The 19,111-nt window shown below is 40.3% G+C and carries 12 protein-coding genes; 7 read left to right on the top strand and 5 right to left on the bottom strand.

Going from position 1 to position 19,111, the window contains the following annotated elements; all coding sequences use genetic code 11:
- The first annotated feature begins 153 nt into the window (after nucleotides 1–153).
- The gene (locus AC1DUD_RS30625; protein ID WP_477381669.1) at nucleotides 154–3,135 is read left to right on the top strand and encodes a glycoside hydrolase domain-containing protein; all 2,982 of its coding nucleotides are present in this window, start codon (nucleotides 154–156) and stop codon (nucleotides 3,133–3,135) included.
- A 7-nt stretch (nucleotides 3,136–3,142) separates the two neighbouring features.
- Nucleotides 3,143–6,238: a DUF5107 domain-containing protein gene (locus tag AC1DUD_RS30620; protein WP_477381667.1), complete on the top strand. Its 3,096-nt coding sequence runs from the start codon at nucleotides 3,143–3,145 to the stop codon at nucleotides 6,236–6,238.
- On the opposite strand, the gene AC1DUD_RS30615 is transcribed toward AC1DUD_RS30620, so the two are convergent.
- The gene (locus AC1DUD_RS30615; RefSeq protein ID WP_477381665.1) at nucleotides 6,239–7,057 is read right to left on the bottom strand and encodes a helix-turn-helix transcriptional regulator; all 819 of its coding nucleotides are present in this window, start codon (nucleotides 7,055–7,057) and stop codon (nucleotides 6,239–6,241) included.
- A gap of 61 nt (nucleotides 7,058–7,118) precedes the next feature.
- On the opposite strand from AC1DUD_RS30615, the gene AC1DUD_RS30610 reads away from it, so the two are divergent.
- Genes AC1DUD_RS30610 through AC1DUD_RS30600 form a run of 3 tightly spaced genes read left to right on the top strand, consistent with a single transcriptional unit; the run spans nucleotide 7,119 to nucleotide 11,118 of the window.
- Nucleotides 7,119–8,459 carry a TolC family protein gene (locus AC1DUD_RS30610; protein WP_477381662.1) on the top strand — a complete coding sequence of 447 codons (1,341 nt, stop codon included), beginning with the start codon at nucleotides 7,119–7,121 and terminating at the stop codon, nucleotides 8,457–8,459.
- Between the two features lie 2 nt (nucleotides 8,460–8,461).
- The gene (locus tag AC1DUD_RS30605; RefSeq protein WP_477381660.1) at nucleotides 8,462–9,517 is read left to right on the top strand and encodes an HlyD family secretion protein; all 1,056 of its coding nucleotides are present in this window, start codon (nucleotides 8,462–8,464) and stop codon (nucleotides 9,515–9,517) included.
- Nucleotides 9,518–9,522: 5 nt separating this feature from the next.
- On the top strand, nucleotides 9,523–11,118 hold the full coding sequence (locus tag AC1DUD_RS30600) for an MFS transporter (protein WP_477381658.1): 1,596 nt from the start codon (nucleotides 9,523–9,525) through the stop codon (nucleotides 11,116–11,118).
- A 6-nt stretch (nucleotides 11,119–11,124) separates the two neighbouring features.
- On the opposite strand, the gene AC1DUD_RS30595 is transcribed toward AC1DUD_RS30600, so the two are convergent.
- Nucleotides 11,125–13,536: an ABC transporter permease gene (locus AC1DUD_RS30595; protein ID WP_477381656.1), complete on the bottom strand. Its 2,412-nt coding sequence runs from the start codon at nucleotides 13,534–13,536 to the stop codon at nucleotides 11,125–11,127.
- A 380-nt stretch (nucleotides 13,537–13,916) separates the two neighbouring features.
- Nucleotides 13,917–14,252: a hypothetical protein gene (locus AC1DUD_RS30590; protein WP_477381654.1), complete on the bottom strand. Its 336-nt coding sequence runs from the start codon at nucleotides 14,250–14,252 to the stop codon at nucleotides 13,917–13,919.
- 858 nt (nucleotides 14,253–15,110) lie between these two features.
- Between AC1DUD_RS30590 and AC1DUD_RS30585 the strand changes: the two genes are divergently transcribed.
- Nucleotides 15,111–15,671 (top strand): inorganic diphosphatase, encoded by a 561-nt coding sequence (locus AC1DUD_RS30585; protein WP_243486961.1) that lies wholly within the window; start codon nucleotides 15,111–15,113, stop codon nucleotides 15,669–15,671.
- A 185-nt stretch (nucleotides 15,672–15,856) separates the two neighbouring features.
- Here the strand turns inward: AC1DUD_RS30585 and AC1DUD_RS30580 are convergent, their stop codons facing one another.
- Nucleotides 15,857–16,225, bottom strand: coding sequence for a hypothetical protein (locus AC1DUD_RS30580; RefSeq protein WP_477381652.1), 369 nt, complete (start codon nucleotides 16,223–16,225; stop codon nucleotides 15,857–15,859).
- A 109-nt stretch (nucleotides 16,226–16,334) separates the two neighbouring features.
- A complete protein-coding gene (locus AC1DUD_RS30575; RefSeq protein WP_477381650.1) occupies nucleotides 16,335–16,868 on the bottom strand; it encodes a UpxY family transcription antiterminator in 534 nt (177 codons plus the stop codon).
- An 824-nt stretch (nucleotides 16,869–17,692) separates the two neighbouring features.
- Between AC1DUD_RS30575 and AC1DUD_RS30570 the strand changes: the two genes are divergently transcribed.
- On the top strand, nucleotides 17,693–19,006 hold the full coding sequence (locus tag AC1DUD_RS30570; protein ID WP_477381648.1) for a WcaI family glycosyltransferase: 1,314 nt from the start codon (nucleotides 17,693–17,695) through the stop codon (nucleotides 19,004–19,006).
- Nucleotides 19,007–19,111: the final 105 nt, after the last annotated feature.

The raw sequence follows: 19,111 nt of genomic DNA, 5'->3' as shown, positions 1-19,111 counted from the left end.
GGCTTCAGCCGAGCCACGGCAGGATTTAAAATATGTCGTTGCGAGGCACGAAGCAATCGCATGCTATACAGAGCGGTCTTGCTTATGTGCGATTGCCACGTTACACTCGCAATGACATGGTTTTATTATAAAAAGACTGACTAAATTTATTCCATGAAAAAACAATTTTTAGCTATCACTTTCCTCTTAACCAGCTTTGCTGCATCTGCACAAAAAGTACCTTATACCAATTGCGAAAAATGCTGGCTGGCCGATTCATTAGGGAACCACCGCGTGGTGCTAACCTTTAATGGTACAGGTAAAGTGGCTAAAGCCGTGATCAACTGGAGACGCAGGGATAACGATCCCGAAAACAAACGGATCATTATTGAGGATGCTAAAACCAAACAAAAAATCACCAACGTAAAAGTTGGTACAGTAAACCGTGAAAGCGGTGAAATATATTTTGAACCAACATCGGGTAAGGGTACTTACTTTGTGTATTACATGCCTTATAAAAATGAGGGCCGCTCAAACTATCCAAAGGGAGTTTATCTTAAGCCTGAAAATGCAGCTTCGGCAGATTGGCTTGGTGTGGTTAATGGCAAGGCACCGTTAGCTTCGGTAAGAGAATTTCAATCGATAGATGCTTTTAACAGTTTTTACCCGATGGAGGTGATCGCCACTAAAGCCGAAACTGATGCCTTGGTTAGCAAGCACAAGACTGAACCGTTTTTGGTTTTCCCGGAGGATAGGATGAATTCCATCCGCATAACCAAAGACCTGCCGCAACGCTGGATAGAACTTGGTCCGCAAGATAAATATACTGGTGAAGCTGCCCGCGGCGAAAACTTTGCATTTCAACTGGGTATTTACGCCTTGCAAAATATCGAAAATGTACAGGTTACATTCAGTGATCTTAAATCAGTCGCTGGTAAGGTTATTCCGGCATCTGCGCTGTTCTGTATCAATACCGGAGGTACTACATACGATGCTAAACCGCTTACTAAAGTAGTGAACGTGGTCAAAGGGGATATCCAGGCTTTGTGGTGTGGTGTTGATGTGCCGGCTTCAATATTACCTTCAGTTTATACAGGTAAAGCTACAATCAGTATTGGCGGAAAACCGGCAAAAACAATTGCTTTGTCGGTTAAAGTAAATAGCAAAATTTCAAAAGATGGCGGTGTAAGCGAGCCTTATAAAATGACCCGCCTTGGCTGGTTAAACTCAACCATGGCGCAGCAAAATACGGTTATCGCGCCGTATACCCCGCTTGAGGTAAATGGAGACGTTATAAGTCTGCTGGGCCGTAAGGTAGAGGTGAACAAGGATGGTTTCCCAAAACAGATCCAGACTTATTTTACCCCCGAAATGACGGAGTACACGGCAGCACCAAATAACCTGCTTACCGAAGGCATCCACTTTCATTTTATTGATGCTGCCGGAAAAAAGATAAACCTGAAAAGCCAGGGCGTACAGTTCACTAAAAAAGAGGCAGGTACCGTTCAGTGGACAGCAGTAAGCGCCAACGATAGCTTGCAAATGGATGTAACCGCTTCGTTGGAGTTTGATGGCTTTATGGCTTATACGGTTAAGGTAAAAGCTTTGCAGGATATTACTCTGAAAGATATTACCATGCACATTCCCTTTAAAAAGGATTTTGCCAAATACATGATGGGCCTTGGCCAAAAAGGCGGCTACCGTCCCGAAAACTTTGAATGGAAGTGGGACGTTGCCCATAAAAATCAGGACGGTGCATGGATAGGGAATGTAAACGGCGGTTTGCAGTATTCTTTGAGAGATGAGAAATATGTCCGTCCGCTGAATACCAATTTTTACCTGCAAAAACCGCTGATCTTGCCATCATCATGGGGTAATGAGAATAAGGGCGGTATTAAAGTAACCTTTGATGGTAAAGCGGTATTAGCCAACAACTACAGCGGCGAGCGTGATCTGAAAAAAGGGGATGAGCTGTATTATAACTTTACCCTGCTGGTAACACCTTTCCATACTATCAATACCGATTTTCAGTGGGCTACAAGGTTCTACCATTCGTATAAACCTATTGATACCATTAAAAGCGCAGGTGCAACGCTTATCAATATTCACCATGCTACGGCTATAAACCCTACTATTAATTATCCGTTTATCGCATGGCAAAAAATGAAGGCTTATGATGATTCGGCTCACGCTGCCGGATTAAAGGTGAAGATCTATAACACCATCCGCGAGTTATCAAATCATGCTTATGAAACTTTTGCCTTGCGCAGTTTAGGCCATGAGATTTATTCGCCCGGTAAGGGCGGCGGCTTTAGCTGGTTACAGGAGCATGTGGGTGATGATTATATAGCGGCCTGGTTTGTTCCTGAAATTAAAGATGCAGCCATCATTAACAGCGGCATGAACCGCTGGCATAATTACTATGTGGAAGGCATGAACTGGCTCACTCAAAACGTAGGTATCGACGGTATTTACCTGGATGATGTGGCCTTTGACCGCGTTACCATGAAACGTATCAAACGTGTATTGACCAAAGACGGTCACCCGGGCATTATCGATCTGCATTCGGCCAATCAATACAACAAAAGCGATGGTTTTAATAACAGTGCCAACCTGTATATGGAGCATTTTCCTTACCTCAATCGTTTGTGGTTTGGTGAGTATTTTGATTACGAAAAAAATGATCCTGATTTCTTCCTGACCGAGGTGAGCGGGATCCCCTTTGGCTTAATGGGTGAGATGTTACAAGGTGGCGGCAACAAATGGCGGGGTATGGTTTACGGCATGACCAATCGTATGCCATGGAGCGATGGTGCTGATCCACGTCCGATCTGGAAAGCCTGGGATAACTTTGGCATGAAGGGAACAAAAATGATAGGCTATTGGGTTGATGATAACCCGGTAAAAACCGATAAGGCCAAAGTTATCGCCACAGTTTACAAAAAAGACGGTGCGGCCATGGTGGCCATTGCCAGCTGGGAAGATACTGATACCGATTTTCAGTTAAATATCGACTGGAAAAAATTAGGCATTGATCCAACTAAGGCAACTATCACTGCTCCTGAAATTAAAAGCTATCAGCCGGGCAAAACATTTGGCTTAAGCGATAGAATTCCGGTTGAAAAAGGTAAAGGCTGGTTGCTGATCATTAAATAACACGGTAATGAATAAAAAATGGTTTATCGCCGTATGCTTTTGCATTGGCGGCCTGAGTGCTTTTGCCCAGCAAACAGCAACTGTTCGTGAGTATAATAAAGCGATTACTACATATCCCTTTTCGGATCCGAACCCGATACCGGCATTCACCAATATTTATCCGTATTTCCGTTACGACGGATTTACGGATAAACCGGTGCAAAAGGAGTGGAAAATAGTTGAGCTGGAAAACGAGTACATCAGGCTAACCATTTTACCGCAGATAGGCGGCAAGATCTGGTCAGCTATTGAAAAATCGACGGGTAAACCAATTGTTTATGAAAACCACGTGGTCAAATTCAGGGATATTGCCATGCGCGGCCCCTGGACAAGCGGCGGTATCGAGCCTAATTATGGTATTATCGGTCATACACCTAACTCGGTTACCCCGGTTGACTACCTTACCCGTAAAAATACCGATGGAAGCGTAAGCTGCATTATCAGCGTGCTCGATCTGCTTACCAATACCACATGGACAATGGAAGTAAACCTTCCGGTAGATAAAGCCTATTTCACTACCAAATCCTTCTGGCATAATTCGACACCGGTTGAGCAGCCTTATTACCACTGGATGAATACCGGTATTAAAACCAGTGGTAAGCTCCAATACATTTTCCCCGGAACCAGCTATCTTGGTCACCAGGGTGAGCACAGCGACTGGCCCATCAACAAACAGAACGGGAAAAACCTTTCCTTTTATGACAATAACAATTTTGGCGGTTATAAGTCATATCACGTATTTGGAAAGTATACCGACTTTTTCGGCGCTTACTGGCATAATGATGATTTTGGTATGGCCAGGTATGGCGGTCACGAAGATAAAGCCGGTAAAAAGATCTGGATATGGGGATTATCAGAGCAGGGCATGATTTGGGAAAAACTGCTTACCGATAACGACGGGCAGTATTCCGAAATTCAATCGGGCAGGTTGTTTAACCAAACTGCCTTTAAAAGTACGTTTACACCTTTCAAACACAAAGGTTTTGCGCCGGGTGCATCCGATACCTGGACTGAATACTGGTACCCTATATTGAAAACCAAAGGTTTTGTACAGGCTAATAACTATGGTGCCTTGAATGTTAAAGCTGATGGCGGTTGGTTGAAACTCTATTTTAGCCCGGTACAAAAGATTGCCGATACGCTGAAAGTAAAGCAGGGCGATAGGGTAATCTACAGTGAAAAAATAAGTTTAAACCCTTTACAGTTATTTACTGATTCAGTTAAGGCTGATGCCGGCGATGTACGGGTAACACTTGGCAACAACAAGCTCATCTATAACTCCAAACCCGACGTTGATAACCTGAGCCGTCCGTTTGATTTGCCGAAGGATTTTGATTGGGATAGCGCTTACGGTTTATACACACAAGGGAAGGAGTTCATGGATCAAAAAATGTATCCCGAAGCCGAAGAAAAGCTCCGGGCAGCGTTGAAAAAGGATCCGTACTTTCTACCTGCTTTAGTGCAATCGGCAGCATTAATGTACCATGATATGCGTTATGCCGAAGCCTTGAGTTTTGCCAAAACAGCGCTAAGCATCAATACCAATGATGGCGCTGCAAATTACTATTATGGTATCATCAATGCACAATTGGGTAATGTTATTGATGCAAAGGATGGCTTTGATATAGCTGGCCTATCTATTGAATACCGTAATGCTGCTTATTCAGCTTTAAGCAGTGTTTATCTCAAAGAAAAAAACTACCCCAAAGCGCTGGAGTTTGCTTCAAAGGCGCTGGATTTTAACAGGCTTGATGTTTCTTCACTGCAGGTACAGGCCGTTGCCTATCGTTATTTGAACAATAATAAGAATGCCGCGCGGGTTTTGGATACGATACTGGCCTATGAACCGCTCAATCATTTTGCCAGGTTCGAGCAATATTTGGCGCAGCCATCTGATGTCAATAAAATGACCTTTACATCCATGATCCGTAACGAACAGCCCATTGAAAGCTATCTCGATCTGGCGGATTGGTATTATCACAATGGTTGCATGAACGAAAGCAAGAAGGTTTTACAGTTTTCGCCGGTTAATGCCCTTGTGGATTACAAGCTTGCATTTTTGCAAAGTAAGGCAGGCAAGCCTTTCAATGAACTTTTAAATAAAGCCAATGCGGCAACGGCTGCGTTTGTATTCCCTTTCCGCAACAGCGATGAAGAAGTGTTGCAATGGGCTATGCAACAAAGTAATAACTGGAAGCCAAAGTATTTCCTTGCGCTGCTTTATAAAGACCGCAACCGTATTGAAGAGAGCAAAAAACTGTTTGCTGAATGCGGCACTCAACCCGATTTTGCACCTTTTTTTGCTGCCCGTGCAACCATGAATGATGATGGTTTAGCCGATCTAACTGCAGCAGTCAAGCTTGATAAAGGCTGGCGCTATAACAAATTGCTGGGCGAGTATTATGTTAACAACAAGCAATATGCAAAGGCACTGGCCACTGTTGAACCATTTTATAAATCGCACCCTGATAATTATATCATAGGCATGTTGTATGCCAAAACATTGCTGCTCAATAAGCGCTATAGTGAATGTGGCAAGCTTTTATCGCGGATTGATATTTTACCGTTTGAAGGCGCAACTATTGGTCGCGAGTTATACCGCGAAACCGAATTGATGCAGGCGGTTCAAAAGATTGACGCTAAAAACTACAAGGCAGCTTTAAATTATATTGCAGATGCCAAAAAGTGGCCGGTAAACCTGGGCGTAGGTAGACCTTATGCCGAAAATATCGATGAACGGTTGGAAGACTGGATGAGCTACCTGTGTTATACCAAAATGGGCAAAGCAGATGAAGCCACACAAGCCCTGCATAAGATCATTGCCTTTAAGCCTCAAATTGATAATACGGTAAGTAATTTCCTTTCGGCTAATCATTTGGTTAGTGCCTGGGCTATTGAAAAATTAGATGGCCGTGCGGCGGCAATTAACTGGTTAAATGCCGAGATCCAAAAGTATCCCGATGATAAAGTGATCAAATGGTGCAAAGAGGTTTATGAAAGCACGGTTTTTAAAGACAGCGATGTGAGCGATGCCAGTATCAGGATACTGGAGCGGTTAATGTAATCATCTTAATTGTTTAGCAAACTCCGATGGCCTGATCTTAGTTAGCTGATAAAATATAGCGCTAAAAGCAGATAGACTGTTATAGCCCAGTTTATAAGCGATCTCGCTCATGGACATATCCGTTTGTAACATCAGTTCAATAGCTTTAACCATTTTTAAGAGCTTAAAGTACTGTAAAAATGAAGTATGCAGGGTTGATTGGAACAGTCGCGAAAGTGTCCTTTCGCTGAAACCAGTTTCCTCGCTTACTGATGAAAGGGTTAAAGGTTCAAAAGCGTTTTGATTCATGTAATTCAGTACCGGATGCATTCGGGGATTGTCGGTAGTGGGCAAGGCTACCGGTAAAGCTTTTTTGCTGATCTCAGGCAGGATCGCTTTTATTCCCGCTAAAAAGTGAAAGGCTTGTTCATCGGGTTGCACATCACCATTCCATCGTTCGGAATAAATGAGCATCTGCAATAATAAATTGTTGATAGGGTAAATGCCGCCTTTCGTGTAAAAAGGATTACTATGGTCATCGTGCCAGTAAAAATACACCGTGCGCGTAATTGCCGATTTATGCATTTCTACAAAATGCATCATCCCACCGGGGATCCATACATAGTGCCTCGCCGGAATTACCAAAGTTTTATCGGTTAGGTGAATGTATGCGATCCCGCCTTCTATATAAATCAGTTGCCCCTTTTTGTGATTGTGATTGGGGAAGTTCCTTTCTGTTTTCCAGTTAATTACATAAACTGATTCGGGATATTGATCTATATCCCTGAAAAAGTTTTCGGCAGTAACCGCATCTATGTTTTGGCTGAAATGAATAAGCATTTGGCAAATTTAAATAAAATAAGCTTTTGCCAAGTGCCGACCTTTGTACTATTAAATCACCATGAACTTTAATAGTAAATTTTACCTGGCCTTGTTGCCAGTTTTGTTGTCGGCTCTTTTGTTAAAAGCCCAACAACCCATTGCTGACACCAGTAAAAACCTTCCCTTAACTATAGCCCAGGTTTGGCAAAAAGCAACCATTAACAGCAAAGCTGTACAAATTAAACAATTACGTGTAATAAGTAGCACCGAAGCCATCAAAGATGCCAAAGCCGAACGTTTACCAGAGATTGGCATTAACGGCGAGTACGCCCGTGTGAGCAATATGCCGGTTTACGAAAACGGTATTTTTAATACACCAACCCAGTTTCCGGTTTTGCATACCACCTACACCGTAGGTGGCGAGGCTTATTTAAATATTTACAACGGCAATAAAACCAACCTGGAAATTGACGCCCGTAAACGCGAGAACAATATAGCGGGTGAGCAGCAAAAGTTAACCGTATCGGAAGTGAAACTGCGTGCTGCTGCCTATTATTTGGACATGCAGCGCAGCATCATATTTAAAGATCTGTTGTTAAAAGACATCGCCGCGCAGGAAAAGCAATTGTTGCAGATCAAGACCCTGCAAAAGAACGGTGTTGTATTAAAAAGCGATGTTTTAAGAGCAGAACTCAAACTCTCCAAACAAAAACTTTCGTTAGTACAGTTAGACAATGATCTGGCGATAGCCAATCAAAAACTTAATATCCTGATAGGCTTGCCTGATGATCAGCGGGTAGATCCCGTTGAAGCTGTTCGGCTGGATACTACAGGGAAAGAAACATACGATGAGTATTTGACTGATGCCGGAAAAAATGCCTATCAGTTGAAGATCTCCGAACAGGAAACAGAACTAAGCAAACTCAAGCTGAAGAATATAAAAGCCAATGTATCTCCAAAAGTAGGCTTGTTTGCGGCTTATAATTACAGCTATCCGCAGATCCTCTTTTACCCGTATTCGCCAAGTTTGTACGGGTTGGGTTTTGCAGGTGTAAAAGCTTCTTTTTCTATCTCATCTTTTTATCATAATAGCCATAAAGTAAAAGTGGCAAGGCTGGATCTGGAAAGCCAGGAAATTGAGCACGCCCAAACTGAGGATGGCATTCGTCAGCAGATTAATGAAGCATGGCTTAGGTACAAGGAAGCACTGAACAGGGTAGACGTAAGCAAAACCAATGTACAGCAAGCCACTGAAAACAGACGTATTGTCAATAATACGTACTTCAACCAGCTATCGCTGATAACTGATCTGCTTGATGCTGATACGCAGTTATTACAGACGCGCTTTGACCTGGCCGCTGCCAGGATAGCCGCTCAACTTCAATATTATCAATTACAAAACGTAACCGGGAAACTTTAATCATGAACAAACATATAAACACTTATACCGCAACTGATAAGTTAATAACGAAAATAACCACGTGGATAGCCGGCATAGTTGCTGCAGGCTTATTAGTATGGGGCATTATAACGCTGGTGCACCTATATAGTTATGAAGAAACCGACGATGCCCAGGTTGAAGCTTACATTAACCCAATAACAGCCCGTGTAAGCGGTTTTATTAAGGAAATTAGGTACGATGAAAACCAGGACGTTAAAAAAGGAGATACCCTGCTCGTTATCGATAACCGTGAATATCAAATACAGCAGGAAGAAGCAGGCGCAGGCCTGCAAAATGCCCGTGAGCAGGTGAGTGTGCTGGAAAGTAATGTAGAAACAGCCGGGAAAATCGCTGAAGTAAACAAGGCACAGATAGCCGCAACCAAAGCCAAATTGGTTAAAGCTCAACAGGAATTTGAACGGTTCACCAAGCTATATGATGCCGAATCGGCAACCAAGCAACAACTGGAAAATGTACAGAGCGCACTTGATGTAGCCCGGTCAGATTACCAGGCATCGTTAAATAACTACCAGGCATCGCTGTCAAAAGTAAATGATAGCCGTTCGCAAATTTCGCCGGTGCTTTCGGAGATAAAACGCCGTGAGCTCGTTTTGCAGCGCAATAAACTTGATGTTTCCTATACTGTTGTTACCGCGCCTTATGATGGAAAAATGGGTAAAAGAACAATTCAACCCGGCCAGCAGATCCAGCTTGGGCAAACGCTTGCTTATATAGTTGACAAAGAAACCGGTCTTTGGGTGGTAGCCAACTTTAAAGAAACGCAATTGCATAATATGCGCATAGGCGAAGGGGTTGAGATTACTACCGATGCCTATCCCGACAGGAAAATAAAAGGGGAGATCCTTTCTTTATCACCGGCCACTGGTTCACGGTTTTCGTTGTTACCTCCGGATAACTCAACCGGCAACTTTGTGAAAATAGCACAGCGCATCCCCGTAAAAATTAAAATAGATAACAAGGCGGCCGATTTTTTAAGCGCCGGTATGAATGCCAGCGTAACTGTACCTAAAAACTAACAGACATGAGCAATCTGATTCCTGTTTTTAAACCCTGGGTGCCCGAATGGTTGATCCGGATCACGTTACTGCTGGTTGTATTGCCGGGTATAATCCTGTTTTCATTATCTATCAGTAACGTAAGCGCTGCTGCCGGTTATTATGGCATAAGCCCTAATGATGCGCAGTTTTCAATGATCATCCTGTATGCTGCAACGGCGAGTTTTGTGGTGCTGGAAAAACGCTTTTTTAAAAATATAGCCAGTAAAATGTACCTGCTTATCAGTGTGCTGTTATTGTTAACTACCTGTTACATCTGTTATCATGTTCATGCCTTTTTTGTGCTATTGATCTTCAGGTATATACAGGGGTTGTTAACCTGTACAAGTCTGAGTATTACGCTTACGCTGATGTTTACCCGTTTGCATAGTGAACGATCTAAAGAAATCGGCTATTCTGTTGTTTATTGTATCCTGCTGTGTGTATCACCCTTGTCAACGCTGTTTACGGCTTCCATTATTGATAACTTTAACTTTAATGTGATATACAAGTGCGCCATCTATTCATTTTTACCGGGAGCTATATTGATGTGTATCATCATGAACAATGTACGTCTTCACCGTAAGCTGCCTTTGTACCAGTTGGATTGGGCCAGTTTTGCGATCTACTCGGCAGGACTTTGTTTAATTGGTTATATCATGGTTTACGGCCAGCAATCTGATTGGTTTGATGACAGTCGGATCCTTTATAGTACTATAGGAGCTGCTGTATTGCTTGCTATTTTCGTGATCAGGCAACTTAGCTCCAAGCGGCCTTACTTCCATATCCAGGTTTTTAAATACCGCAAATTTGTATTGGCCGCGTCGTTATTGTTTGTGTTTTATATCTGCCGGGGCTCGTTCGGGATTACTACTTCATTTATGAGCAGCGCCATGGGTATGGACCCAATACATGTTGGATACCTGCTTATTTATAACCTTGCTGCTATTATTATAAGTGTTACCATTTCATCAAGGTTTTTACTGAAGAAAACACCGTTGCGACAGATCCTCATTTTGGGCTTTACCCTGCTGCTGGCTTTTCATGTATACATGTGCTTTGTATTTTCAACACAGGTTAATACCGAAGATCTGATCATCCCGGTAATATTGCAAGGCTTGGGAGCTGGAATGCTCATGACCCCGGTTATCTTGTTTGTGATATCATCGTCCCCTGCAAAATATGGCACCACAGGTTCTGCTGTAGGTATTTTTATGCGCTTTACTGGGTTTAGCAGCAGTATTGCGCTTATCAATTATTTTCAGCTATACAGGCAAAATGACCATGCTAATCGTTTTCAGGAGCAATTAAGCCAGTTAAATCCACTGGCTGTCCAAAAATTAGCGATGTATAAACAGGCCTTAACCGGAAAAGGTGTAGCCGCCGATCAGGCTGCGAAAATAGCCAACGGCCTGTTAAGCAAAAATATAAATGCTCAAGCCCAGCTGCGTTTCGCTGTTGATTATTATCAGCTCATCAGCTGGTTGTTGCTGGCTATTATATTGTTGGTTGTTTTATTCCCATCAGTTAACCGGACAACTATTAATCTTAAATCAGATCAGCCAGCAGCTGTGGTTTATTAATTGATTTTATTCACTTCTTAAACTTTTTACCGGGTTTTCCAGTGCCGCCCTGATACTTTGATAGCTTACCGTTAATAAGGTGATCAGGAGCGCACCTGCAGCTGTTACTGCGAAGATCCACCAGGAAATCTCAGCCCGGAATTGATAGTGCTGCAACCACTTGTTCATGAAATAGTAAGCAAGTGGAGAGGCAATTAGTAATGATATCATCACCAGTAATACAAAGTCGTTGGAGAGCAATCTCCATAAATTAAATACGGATGCACCCAATACCTTGCGTACGCCAATTTCCTTTACCCTTTGCTCAGCAACAAACGAAGCCAAACCGAAAAGACCGAGGCATGAAATGATGATAGCCAACCCGGCGAAAACGGTAGCCAACCTGCCAATATGTTCTTCGGAGGTAAATTTGGAGGCGTATTCGTCATCGGCAAATTTGTACTCGAAGGGGGCCGATGGGATGAGTTTCTTGAAAACTGCTTCTATTTTAGGTAATGCCTGGCTGGCGCTCACATCAGGTTTTATCTTAATGTTAATCAGGCTTGTGGAAACATGACCTTTAATCATAAAAATAGTAGGGTACATTGGCGCATATGGCGACTCCATAATCATATCTTTAACCACGCCCAATATTTTATAATGTTTTATAGGCTGATCTTGGAATTTCCAGCTTACTTCTTCACCGACAGGGTTTTTTAATCCCATGTATTTTACGGCCGATTCATTGATGACGAGACCCGATGAGTCGGTGATAAAATTTCTTGAAAAATCGCGCCCGTTCACAAATTGCCAGCCTACGGTTTTGCCATACTCAAAGGTTACGGGCAAGGTGCCAAATTGATCCTCAAGGTTGGGGTTTTTGCCCCGCCAGGTAAAGCCCCCGTTGCCCGAAGCTATTTCGGTAACTTTGCCAAATGATTCGGACATTTCGGTTACTAAGCCTGTGTTTTTCAGCTCGGAGCGGAGCAGATCATACTTGCCATCAAAATCGCTTGATTTTTTTTCGATCATCACCAGCCCTTCACGGGTATAACCTACCGGGCGGTTTTTAGCTATCTGGATCTGCCTGTAAACAATAATTGTACAAATGATTAAGGCCACCGATACTGTAAATTGTATCACCACCAGTACTTTGCGCGGAACTGACGCAAAACGCCCAACCCGGAAAGTTCCTTTTAATACTTTTACCGGATTAAAGGACGACAGGTACAAGGCCGGATAGCTCCCCGCTACAATGCTGGTTATGAAAATAAACACAATTCCGGTAGACCAGAAGTAAATGCTTTGCCATGGTATTACTATTTGCTTACCGGATAGATCATTGAACCATGTGAGTGACAAACGTACCAGTATGAGCGACACCACAAATGAAAGCAGCACAACCAAAAAAGATTCGCTGTAAAACTGTCCTATCAGTTGTTTGCGCATAGAACCGATGGCTTTTCTGACGCCTATTTCCTTAGCGCGTTTCTCTGAACGGGCAGTACTTAAGTTCATGAAATTGATGCAAGCCAGGAGCAGCACAAAGGCACCGATGATACCGATAAGGTATAGCATTTGCATGGGACCGGTATCGGCCACACCTCGTTTGTAATTATGCAGGTGCCAGTCGTGCATGGGGTGTAAAAACACCTGCGGGTTTAGTTTAGCCTCGTCTTTAAAGTTGGCAAGGTTTTTTGACTCGGCGTCTTTAATATTTCTTGAAACCTTTTTAAAGTCAGTATTTGGATTTATTTCCACATAAATTTTAAGGAAATGGTTTTGCCAGTCATTTGATGCTTGTTTTATCCAGGGATTATCGATTACCCATAAATCGGCAGGTGAGATAAACTTAAGATCTTTGAACTGGGTATTTACCGGCAGGTCTTCATAAACACCGGTAACTTTTACATTCAATTTGTTATTAATCTTCATTACCTGGTTTACAGGGTTGCTATCGCCAAAAAAAGCCTGTGCAGTTGATTTCGACAGCATAATGGAATAGGGGTCTTTCAGCCCAGCTCTCGAACCGTAAATCATCTTAAGAGTTAGCATATCAGGTGCTCCAGGATCCATGAACAGACCTGTTCTGGAAAGTTTTTTATCCCCGGCCGACAGGATATCGTCAACATCCCACGAAGCCATGATAATATGCTTGAAATTATCTTTATAATTAGTTTTAAGCTCCGTTACCATCGGAACCTGCATCGATCCATTTGCAAAGGGCTCTTTAGTATGGGAATCGGTAAGCCGGGTCCTTACCTGGGCAATGCGATCATAGTTTTGATGGTATTTATCGAATGATAGTTCGTCCCAGATCCATAAACTTATCAGTACGGTTACAGCCATGCCAATGGCAAGGCCGCCAATATTGATCAGGGATGAAACCTTGTTCTTTGAAAGGTTTCGCCAAGCAACTTTTAAGTAATTTTTGATCATGGCATTATGGGTTTAAAGAGGACTAAAAAGAGAGATCTTAAAGTGCTGTTTAAAATATAATGCCAATGTGTTAAGCGGTTGATTATTAGTATTTTATTTAGGGGTATTGGCGAGGGAATGTATCGAAAGCGTACATGCCCGCGTTCGTTTTTGTAACAAGCTGAAAATGAACTGTAAATGAGTTGATGTGACACAACGGGTAAGCGTAGTAGCCCCGGAACCGGTAAGATAGTAGGTTTCTCATCGCTTCAAAATTCTGAAAAAAAGCAAAGGGGATCTTTAGCTAAGTTTTGAGAGTTGTTTAGAAGGAAATATTATGCCTGTATAAAAATGCAAAGTAATGCATTTAAATACAGGTGATTATAGAATGGCTATTTAGCCTATTCGGTAGATAGTAATTGAATGTACTGCTCTAACAACATGATGTATTTATCTTTCCATACATTTACCCTGCTATGATTTGGACGCATCATTTCCCTGGTTCTTGGGTCGTATATATCATTAGTCTTTTTAGCGAAATATTCCGGAAACTCTTTTGAAAAGTCGTGATCTACAATTCTGCCTATCCGATGAATGATATCTGCATTCAATTCTTTCCTGTTAAACCATTGGTATACTACACTTCGGCTTACATCTGAATGCTGCGCGAGTTCGGTGATGCTGAAGCCTTTTTTTCTAACGAGTATCTCTACAATTTGACCGTGATGTTTTTGCATAATTTTTAGCTGTAAAAAGTTAAAAAACTAATCCAAAATAAGCTTAGGTATTAGCTAATAATTAGTTTTTAATGTTTGCCTACTATTGCTAAGTAACCATGTATTGCAACATCTATGCCATTGTTCTATTTTTAATCCTGACGAAATTGATAGGAATACTTGATTTAACTAACTATAAAGTTGGTTAGTTATACTTGTAATTTTTCTTATGAGGAAATTTATTTTCTATTGTTTTCTTGAGCGATTGGGGATTGTGTATTTAATAATTCTCAATGTGTGGAATAATGTATACACAGTGTGAAATTTTATACCCTGTTTCCGGATTTTGCTTTTAGCTCGTAGATTTTAAAATGCGATTTTAAAAACAGGGGTCATTAATTGCCACTGAAACGTTACAATTTTATTGGCAATAATGTAATAACGAAAAATGCATGCCAAATTTTGTTTGTCAAGTGTTGTTATATTAATAGTTAATTGACATAGGGTTAACCTGATGGCCAGGTGACTTGGGGTTCCCTATATCTTTGCTTGGTATGGGTTTGGTGCAATGGTTAAATAGTATAAGTTCATTAATCCTGGTGTGGTTTTTTGTAATAACACATCATGTAAACTCTTAACCGTTTTAATTATAATCACCACTGCAGGCCGTGGTAGCAAATTATCAGGCTTGACTATTTTATATTGCCGGCGAATTTCGATGTTATATAAGATTGTAAATCAGATAATAGTGAAAAAAACGACATCTGTGAGAAAGAATTGAATAAAACTGTATAAAAAAATGAATAGGGATATTCTAACATTTTAGCCAAATTGTTAGTACTTTCATAAAAAAATAATCAAAAGATTAAATAATTACCAATGAATACACAGCATCCATGGCATGAAGTTTCAACCGGGCCTAAAATCCCTTATGTTGTAAACGCCGTTATTGAAATTCCGAAAGGCTCAAAGGCAAAATATGAGATTGATAAAGAATCCGGGCTTTTAAAGTTAGATCGTGTGCTTTTTTCATCTGTAATGTACCCGGCCAATTATGGGTTTATCCCTCAAACATATTGTGATGATGAAGATCCGCTTGATATTTTAGTACTTTGCTCGGTCGATGTTTTCCCAATGTCTATCATTGAAGCGAAGGTTATCGGAGTAATGCATATGATCGATAATGGCCAGCAGGATGATAAAATTATCGCTGTTGCCAATAATGACATGTCGGTAAACTACATTAATGATTTAAGCGAGTTGCCGCCGCATACTATTAAAGAGATAGAGTGCTTTTTTAAAGATTATAAAGTTTTGGAAGGTAAAAATGTAACTGTTGAACGGTGGATGGGCGTAAGCTACGGACATCGTGTAATAGAAGATAGCATGGTGCTATATGATGTTAATTTTAAACCTGCTCAAAACAAGGTAGCAGGTTAAAAAATATAGCCTCAAAAATGTTTAATCCAGTATTATTAATTGAACTGCTGGATTAAACATTTTTAGTTTTTGCTTCTGCTAATCTGCGGGATTCAGGCTTATAAGTTTAGGTTTGTACTGCTCGTCGTTTTTCCGCTTCTCGCCGTCCTGCTTTTATATAGTTAGTTGTTAGCTAAGTTCAATTTTTACTGACGGTGGTCAAATTTCTTTTTTGAATTTTCCAGGAGGCTTTTGTTGTATTTCTCCAATAGCTCTATGTATTTGTCCCGCCAGTAAGAATCTTCCATCTCGTCTATGTGATAGTCTGGGGTTTGATAGCCTTGGTTTTTGATATTGTCAAATTCGCCTTCCGTAAATAAATGAGGGAATTCGACTGAAAAATCATGTTTCAGGCAAAGTCCTATTTTGTATATGATTTTTGGTTTTAAATATTTTTGGTTAAACCAGTAATAAACGGAGCGGCGGTTAACGTTAGTGAATCGTGCGATTTCGCTTATGCTGCAGCCTTTGCGTCTAACCACTTTCTCCACTATTTCACCATGGTGCAAATCCATAAGTTTTTATAAAATAAGTTTTAAACTACTTAAATAACAATCGTGATCGTAATTAAGTTGACAATTATTAAAAAATATAAGTAACAAGTTAATAATACGTCTTAAAAAATTAACTCGCAACATTTAAACAAATTTGATCTACGTTTACCTTTACAGTTAAAACGCAGTTAAGTTGTTCAATGGTCATTAATATGGCTTTGCCCATAATCTGAGTAACCACACCCTGGTAATTGTATAGTAAACCATCTTTTATTTTAACCTTATTGCCAATGTTTAAATTCTGAATGCTGATAAGTTCAACTTCTGAATAGGTGTCAACTATTGATCTTATCCGTTCAATCTCCAGGTCATTTAATATTACAGGTGCTCCGCAGTGAGATACGAAATTTATTACGCCAGGAACCTGCTTTACTTTAAGCTGTTCGCTTGCATTTACCCTAACAAAAACGTATGATGGAAACAATGGCGTCTCTATCATCTTATTTCTATCGGCCCATTTTTTTAATGATTTAATCACCGGACAAAAAGAAATGATTCTGTTATCGTTTAAAGTTCTGTCTATTTTTTTCTCAAATCTAGACCTTGTATATATAACCATCCAATTTGGCGATGTTGGCTTGAGTAAAACGGCGTTCTTTATCATAATTACTTGAGTGCTGTTTTTATTTGTTTGAAAATGAGGTAGATAATCAAACTAATGTTTTTCAATTTGTGATACGTTATTTTCATAAAAATCGCCAATTAGTTTAATAATTCGCACGGTCTCACACAATTTGTTTTCAAACTGTGAAAAAGTGTGGTGTGAAAAATCAGGCTGGCAAGGAATTATGTTTAGTTTCTGTAGGTCCTAAAAAAGTGTTGTTTATTAACTAAAGGGAAGTTGCCCGAGTAAAAAAATTAATGAATAGTTATTCAATAGGTACTTTTAATTAATAGTTATTGAAAAGCAACTTTGTTTTCCTCATGGGTTAATTAGGAGTGTATGCCCCATGTTAAATGCATTGTTTCGATCGCTTGTTTTTACGGGCATTTGCCATACGTAAACGGTTGTTCATTTGTTACAAGAATGTGAATAATGTCTCACTTTTGTACAATTTGAAACAATCGTTGGTTTTGTTGATGAAAAGTAAATTATATGGGTAATTTTGTATCAATGTGTTAAATAAAATTCATGTTTAATTAAACATTGATAATGAATTGTTAAACAGGCACAATAATTTTTAATTGAAAATAGTCATTGTAAGTGAAATGGCGAAGCTATACTCAATTATCAATTAATATCCCTCACCAATTAAATAGTTATTGCAACCACTGCTTTTACATTGATTTACTTTTAAAAAGTATAAGCTGCCAGGCTCGGGTTTAGTACTGGTGTGATAATAAATTAACTTTAAGTGAATTGAAATCAGGGTATAACCAAATTTTGAAATAATAAGGTTTTAATTCCCTTGCTGATAACTTAATCAAATGAATAGGCCAAACGCATCGAGTAAAAAGATATTAGTTATAGGCATCAACTTTTCTCCTGAATTGACGGGTATTGGAAAATATACCGGAGATATGGTTGATTGGTTTGTCGATAATAATTACGAATGTACAGTAGTAACATCTTTTCCGTATTATCCGTTTTGGAAAGTACAAGCGCCATATCTAAATAAATTTTATAAACGGGAGGCATTAAAAAATGGTAAGCTCACCATATACAGATGCCCGTTATATATACCTGAAAAACCGGGCGGTTTAAAACGGTTGGTCCATGAGGCAAGTTTCTTTTTATCGGCTTTTTTCATACTTGTTTACTTATTGTTCAAGCCTAAAAACGATTATATTTTTTGTATAGCGCCTCCTTTTCATTTGGGTTTTTTAGGGCTGTTTTACAGGTTCTTTAAACGCGGGGAAATTATTTATCACATTCAAGACCTGCAAATTGAAGCCGCGAGAGATTTGAATATGCTAAAATCAAAAACGGCATTTAAAATCTTGTTCGGAATGGAGAGGTTTATCATGCGCAAGGTTGATTTTGTAAGTTCGATCTCAAAAGGAATGGTTAAAAAGATCAGCTATAAAATTAATCGAGAAATATCATTTTTTCCTAACTGGGTTGATACAGATGCCTGTTACCCTTTAAGTAACTGCGATGAATTGAAATTGATGTGGAACTTTAGCGCGAATGATAAAGTGGTACTATATTCCGGCAGTATAGGCGAAAAGCAAGGGATTGAAGCTATTTTAGATGTAGCTGAAAAACTTCGGGAAGTTAAGTTTATAAAATTTGTTATTTGTGGTACCGGTCCTCATAAAAATAAACTCATTCAGCGGGCTAAGTTGCAGGGACTTGATAATGTCAGTTTTTTACCGCTCCAGGAACGCCATTTATTTAATAGCTTTTTGAATATGGCAGATGTTCACCTGGTGTTGCAAAAAAAGAGTGCTGCCGACCTTGTTATGCCATCAAAACTTACTACCATTTTAGCTGTTGGTGGGTTGGCGCTGGTAACGGCCGACAAGGGTACTACATTACATGAAGTGATAAGCGACAATAATATGGGCGTTGTTATTCCTCCTGAAGATATTGATCATTTGAAAAACGCTATCCTTAACTGCTGCACATCTGATAATTCTGAAATTAAATTAAATGCCCGTAACTATGCCGAAAACCATCTTAACATCAGCAAGGTAATCAAAAGGATGATATCAAATATGCAAAAAACTGTATATCCCGAACCCAAAGGAATTAAATATTTGAGATTGGACAGAGATGCTGATCAGAAAATTGGATAACGATAATATTTATACTGCATCTTCGATATGGAAGCGGGATGCAGGCCCCATCAGTGAAATCTCGGGCTGGGAGTATAAATAATTAGAAGATGAATATTCATACAC

It is taken from the genome of Mucilaginibacter sp. P4_A11 (genome assembly GCF_056402535.1).
Note: the sequence above shows the minus strand (reverse complement) of the source record. Positions and strands in the feature narration are given on the sequence as shown.

Coding starts and splice junctions, on each gene's coding strand:
- AC1DUD_RS30575 (WP_477381650.1), bottom strand. CDS start 16,868: ATGATAAAGAACGCCGTTTTACTCAAGCCAACATCGCCAAATTGGATG.
- AC1DUD_RS30615 (WP_477381665.1), bottom strand. CDS start 7,057: ATGCTTATTCATTTCAGCCAAAACATAGATGCGGTTACTGCCGAAAAC.
- AC1DUD_RS30595 (WP_477381656.1), bottom strand. CDS start 13,536: ATGATCAAAAATTACTTAAAAGTTGCTTGGCGAAACCTTTCAAAGAAC.
- AC1DUD_RS30580 (WP_477381652.1), bottom strand. CDS start 16,225: ATGGATTTGCACCATGGTGAAATAGTGGAGAAAGTGGTTAGACGCAAA.
- AC1DUD_RS30600 (WP_477381658.1), top strand. CDS start 9,523: ATGAGCAATCTGATTCCTGTTTTTAAACCCTGGGTGCCCGAATGGTTG.
- AC1DUD_RS30590 (WP_477381654.1), bottom strand. CDS start 14,252: ATGCAAAAACATCACGGTCAAATTGTAGAGATACTCGTTAGAAAAAAA.
- AC1DUD_RS30605 (WP_477381660.1), top strand. CDS start 8,462: ATGAACAAACATATAAACACTTATACCGCAACTGATAAGTTAATAACG.
- AC1DUD_RS30610 (WP_477381662.1), top strand. CDS start 7,119: ATGAACTTTAATAGTAAATTTTACCTGGCCTTGTTGCCAGTTTTGTTG.
- AC1DUD_RS30625 (WP_477381669.1), top strand. CDS start 154: ATGAAAAAACAATTTTTAGCTATCACTTTCCTCTTAACCAGCTTTGCT.
- AC1DUD_RS30570 (WP_477381648.1), top strand. CDS start 17,693: ATGAATAGGCCAAACGCATCGAGTAAAAAGATATTAGTTATAGGCATC.
- AC1DUD_RS30620 (WP_477381667.1), top strand. CDS start 3,143: ATGAATAAAAAATGGTTTATCGCCGTATGCTTTTGCATTGGCGGCCTG.
- AC1DUD_RS30585 (WP_243486961.1), top strand. CDS start 15,111: ATGAATACACAGCATCCATGGCATGAAGTTTCAACCGGGCCTAAAATC.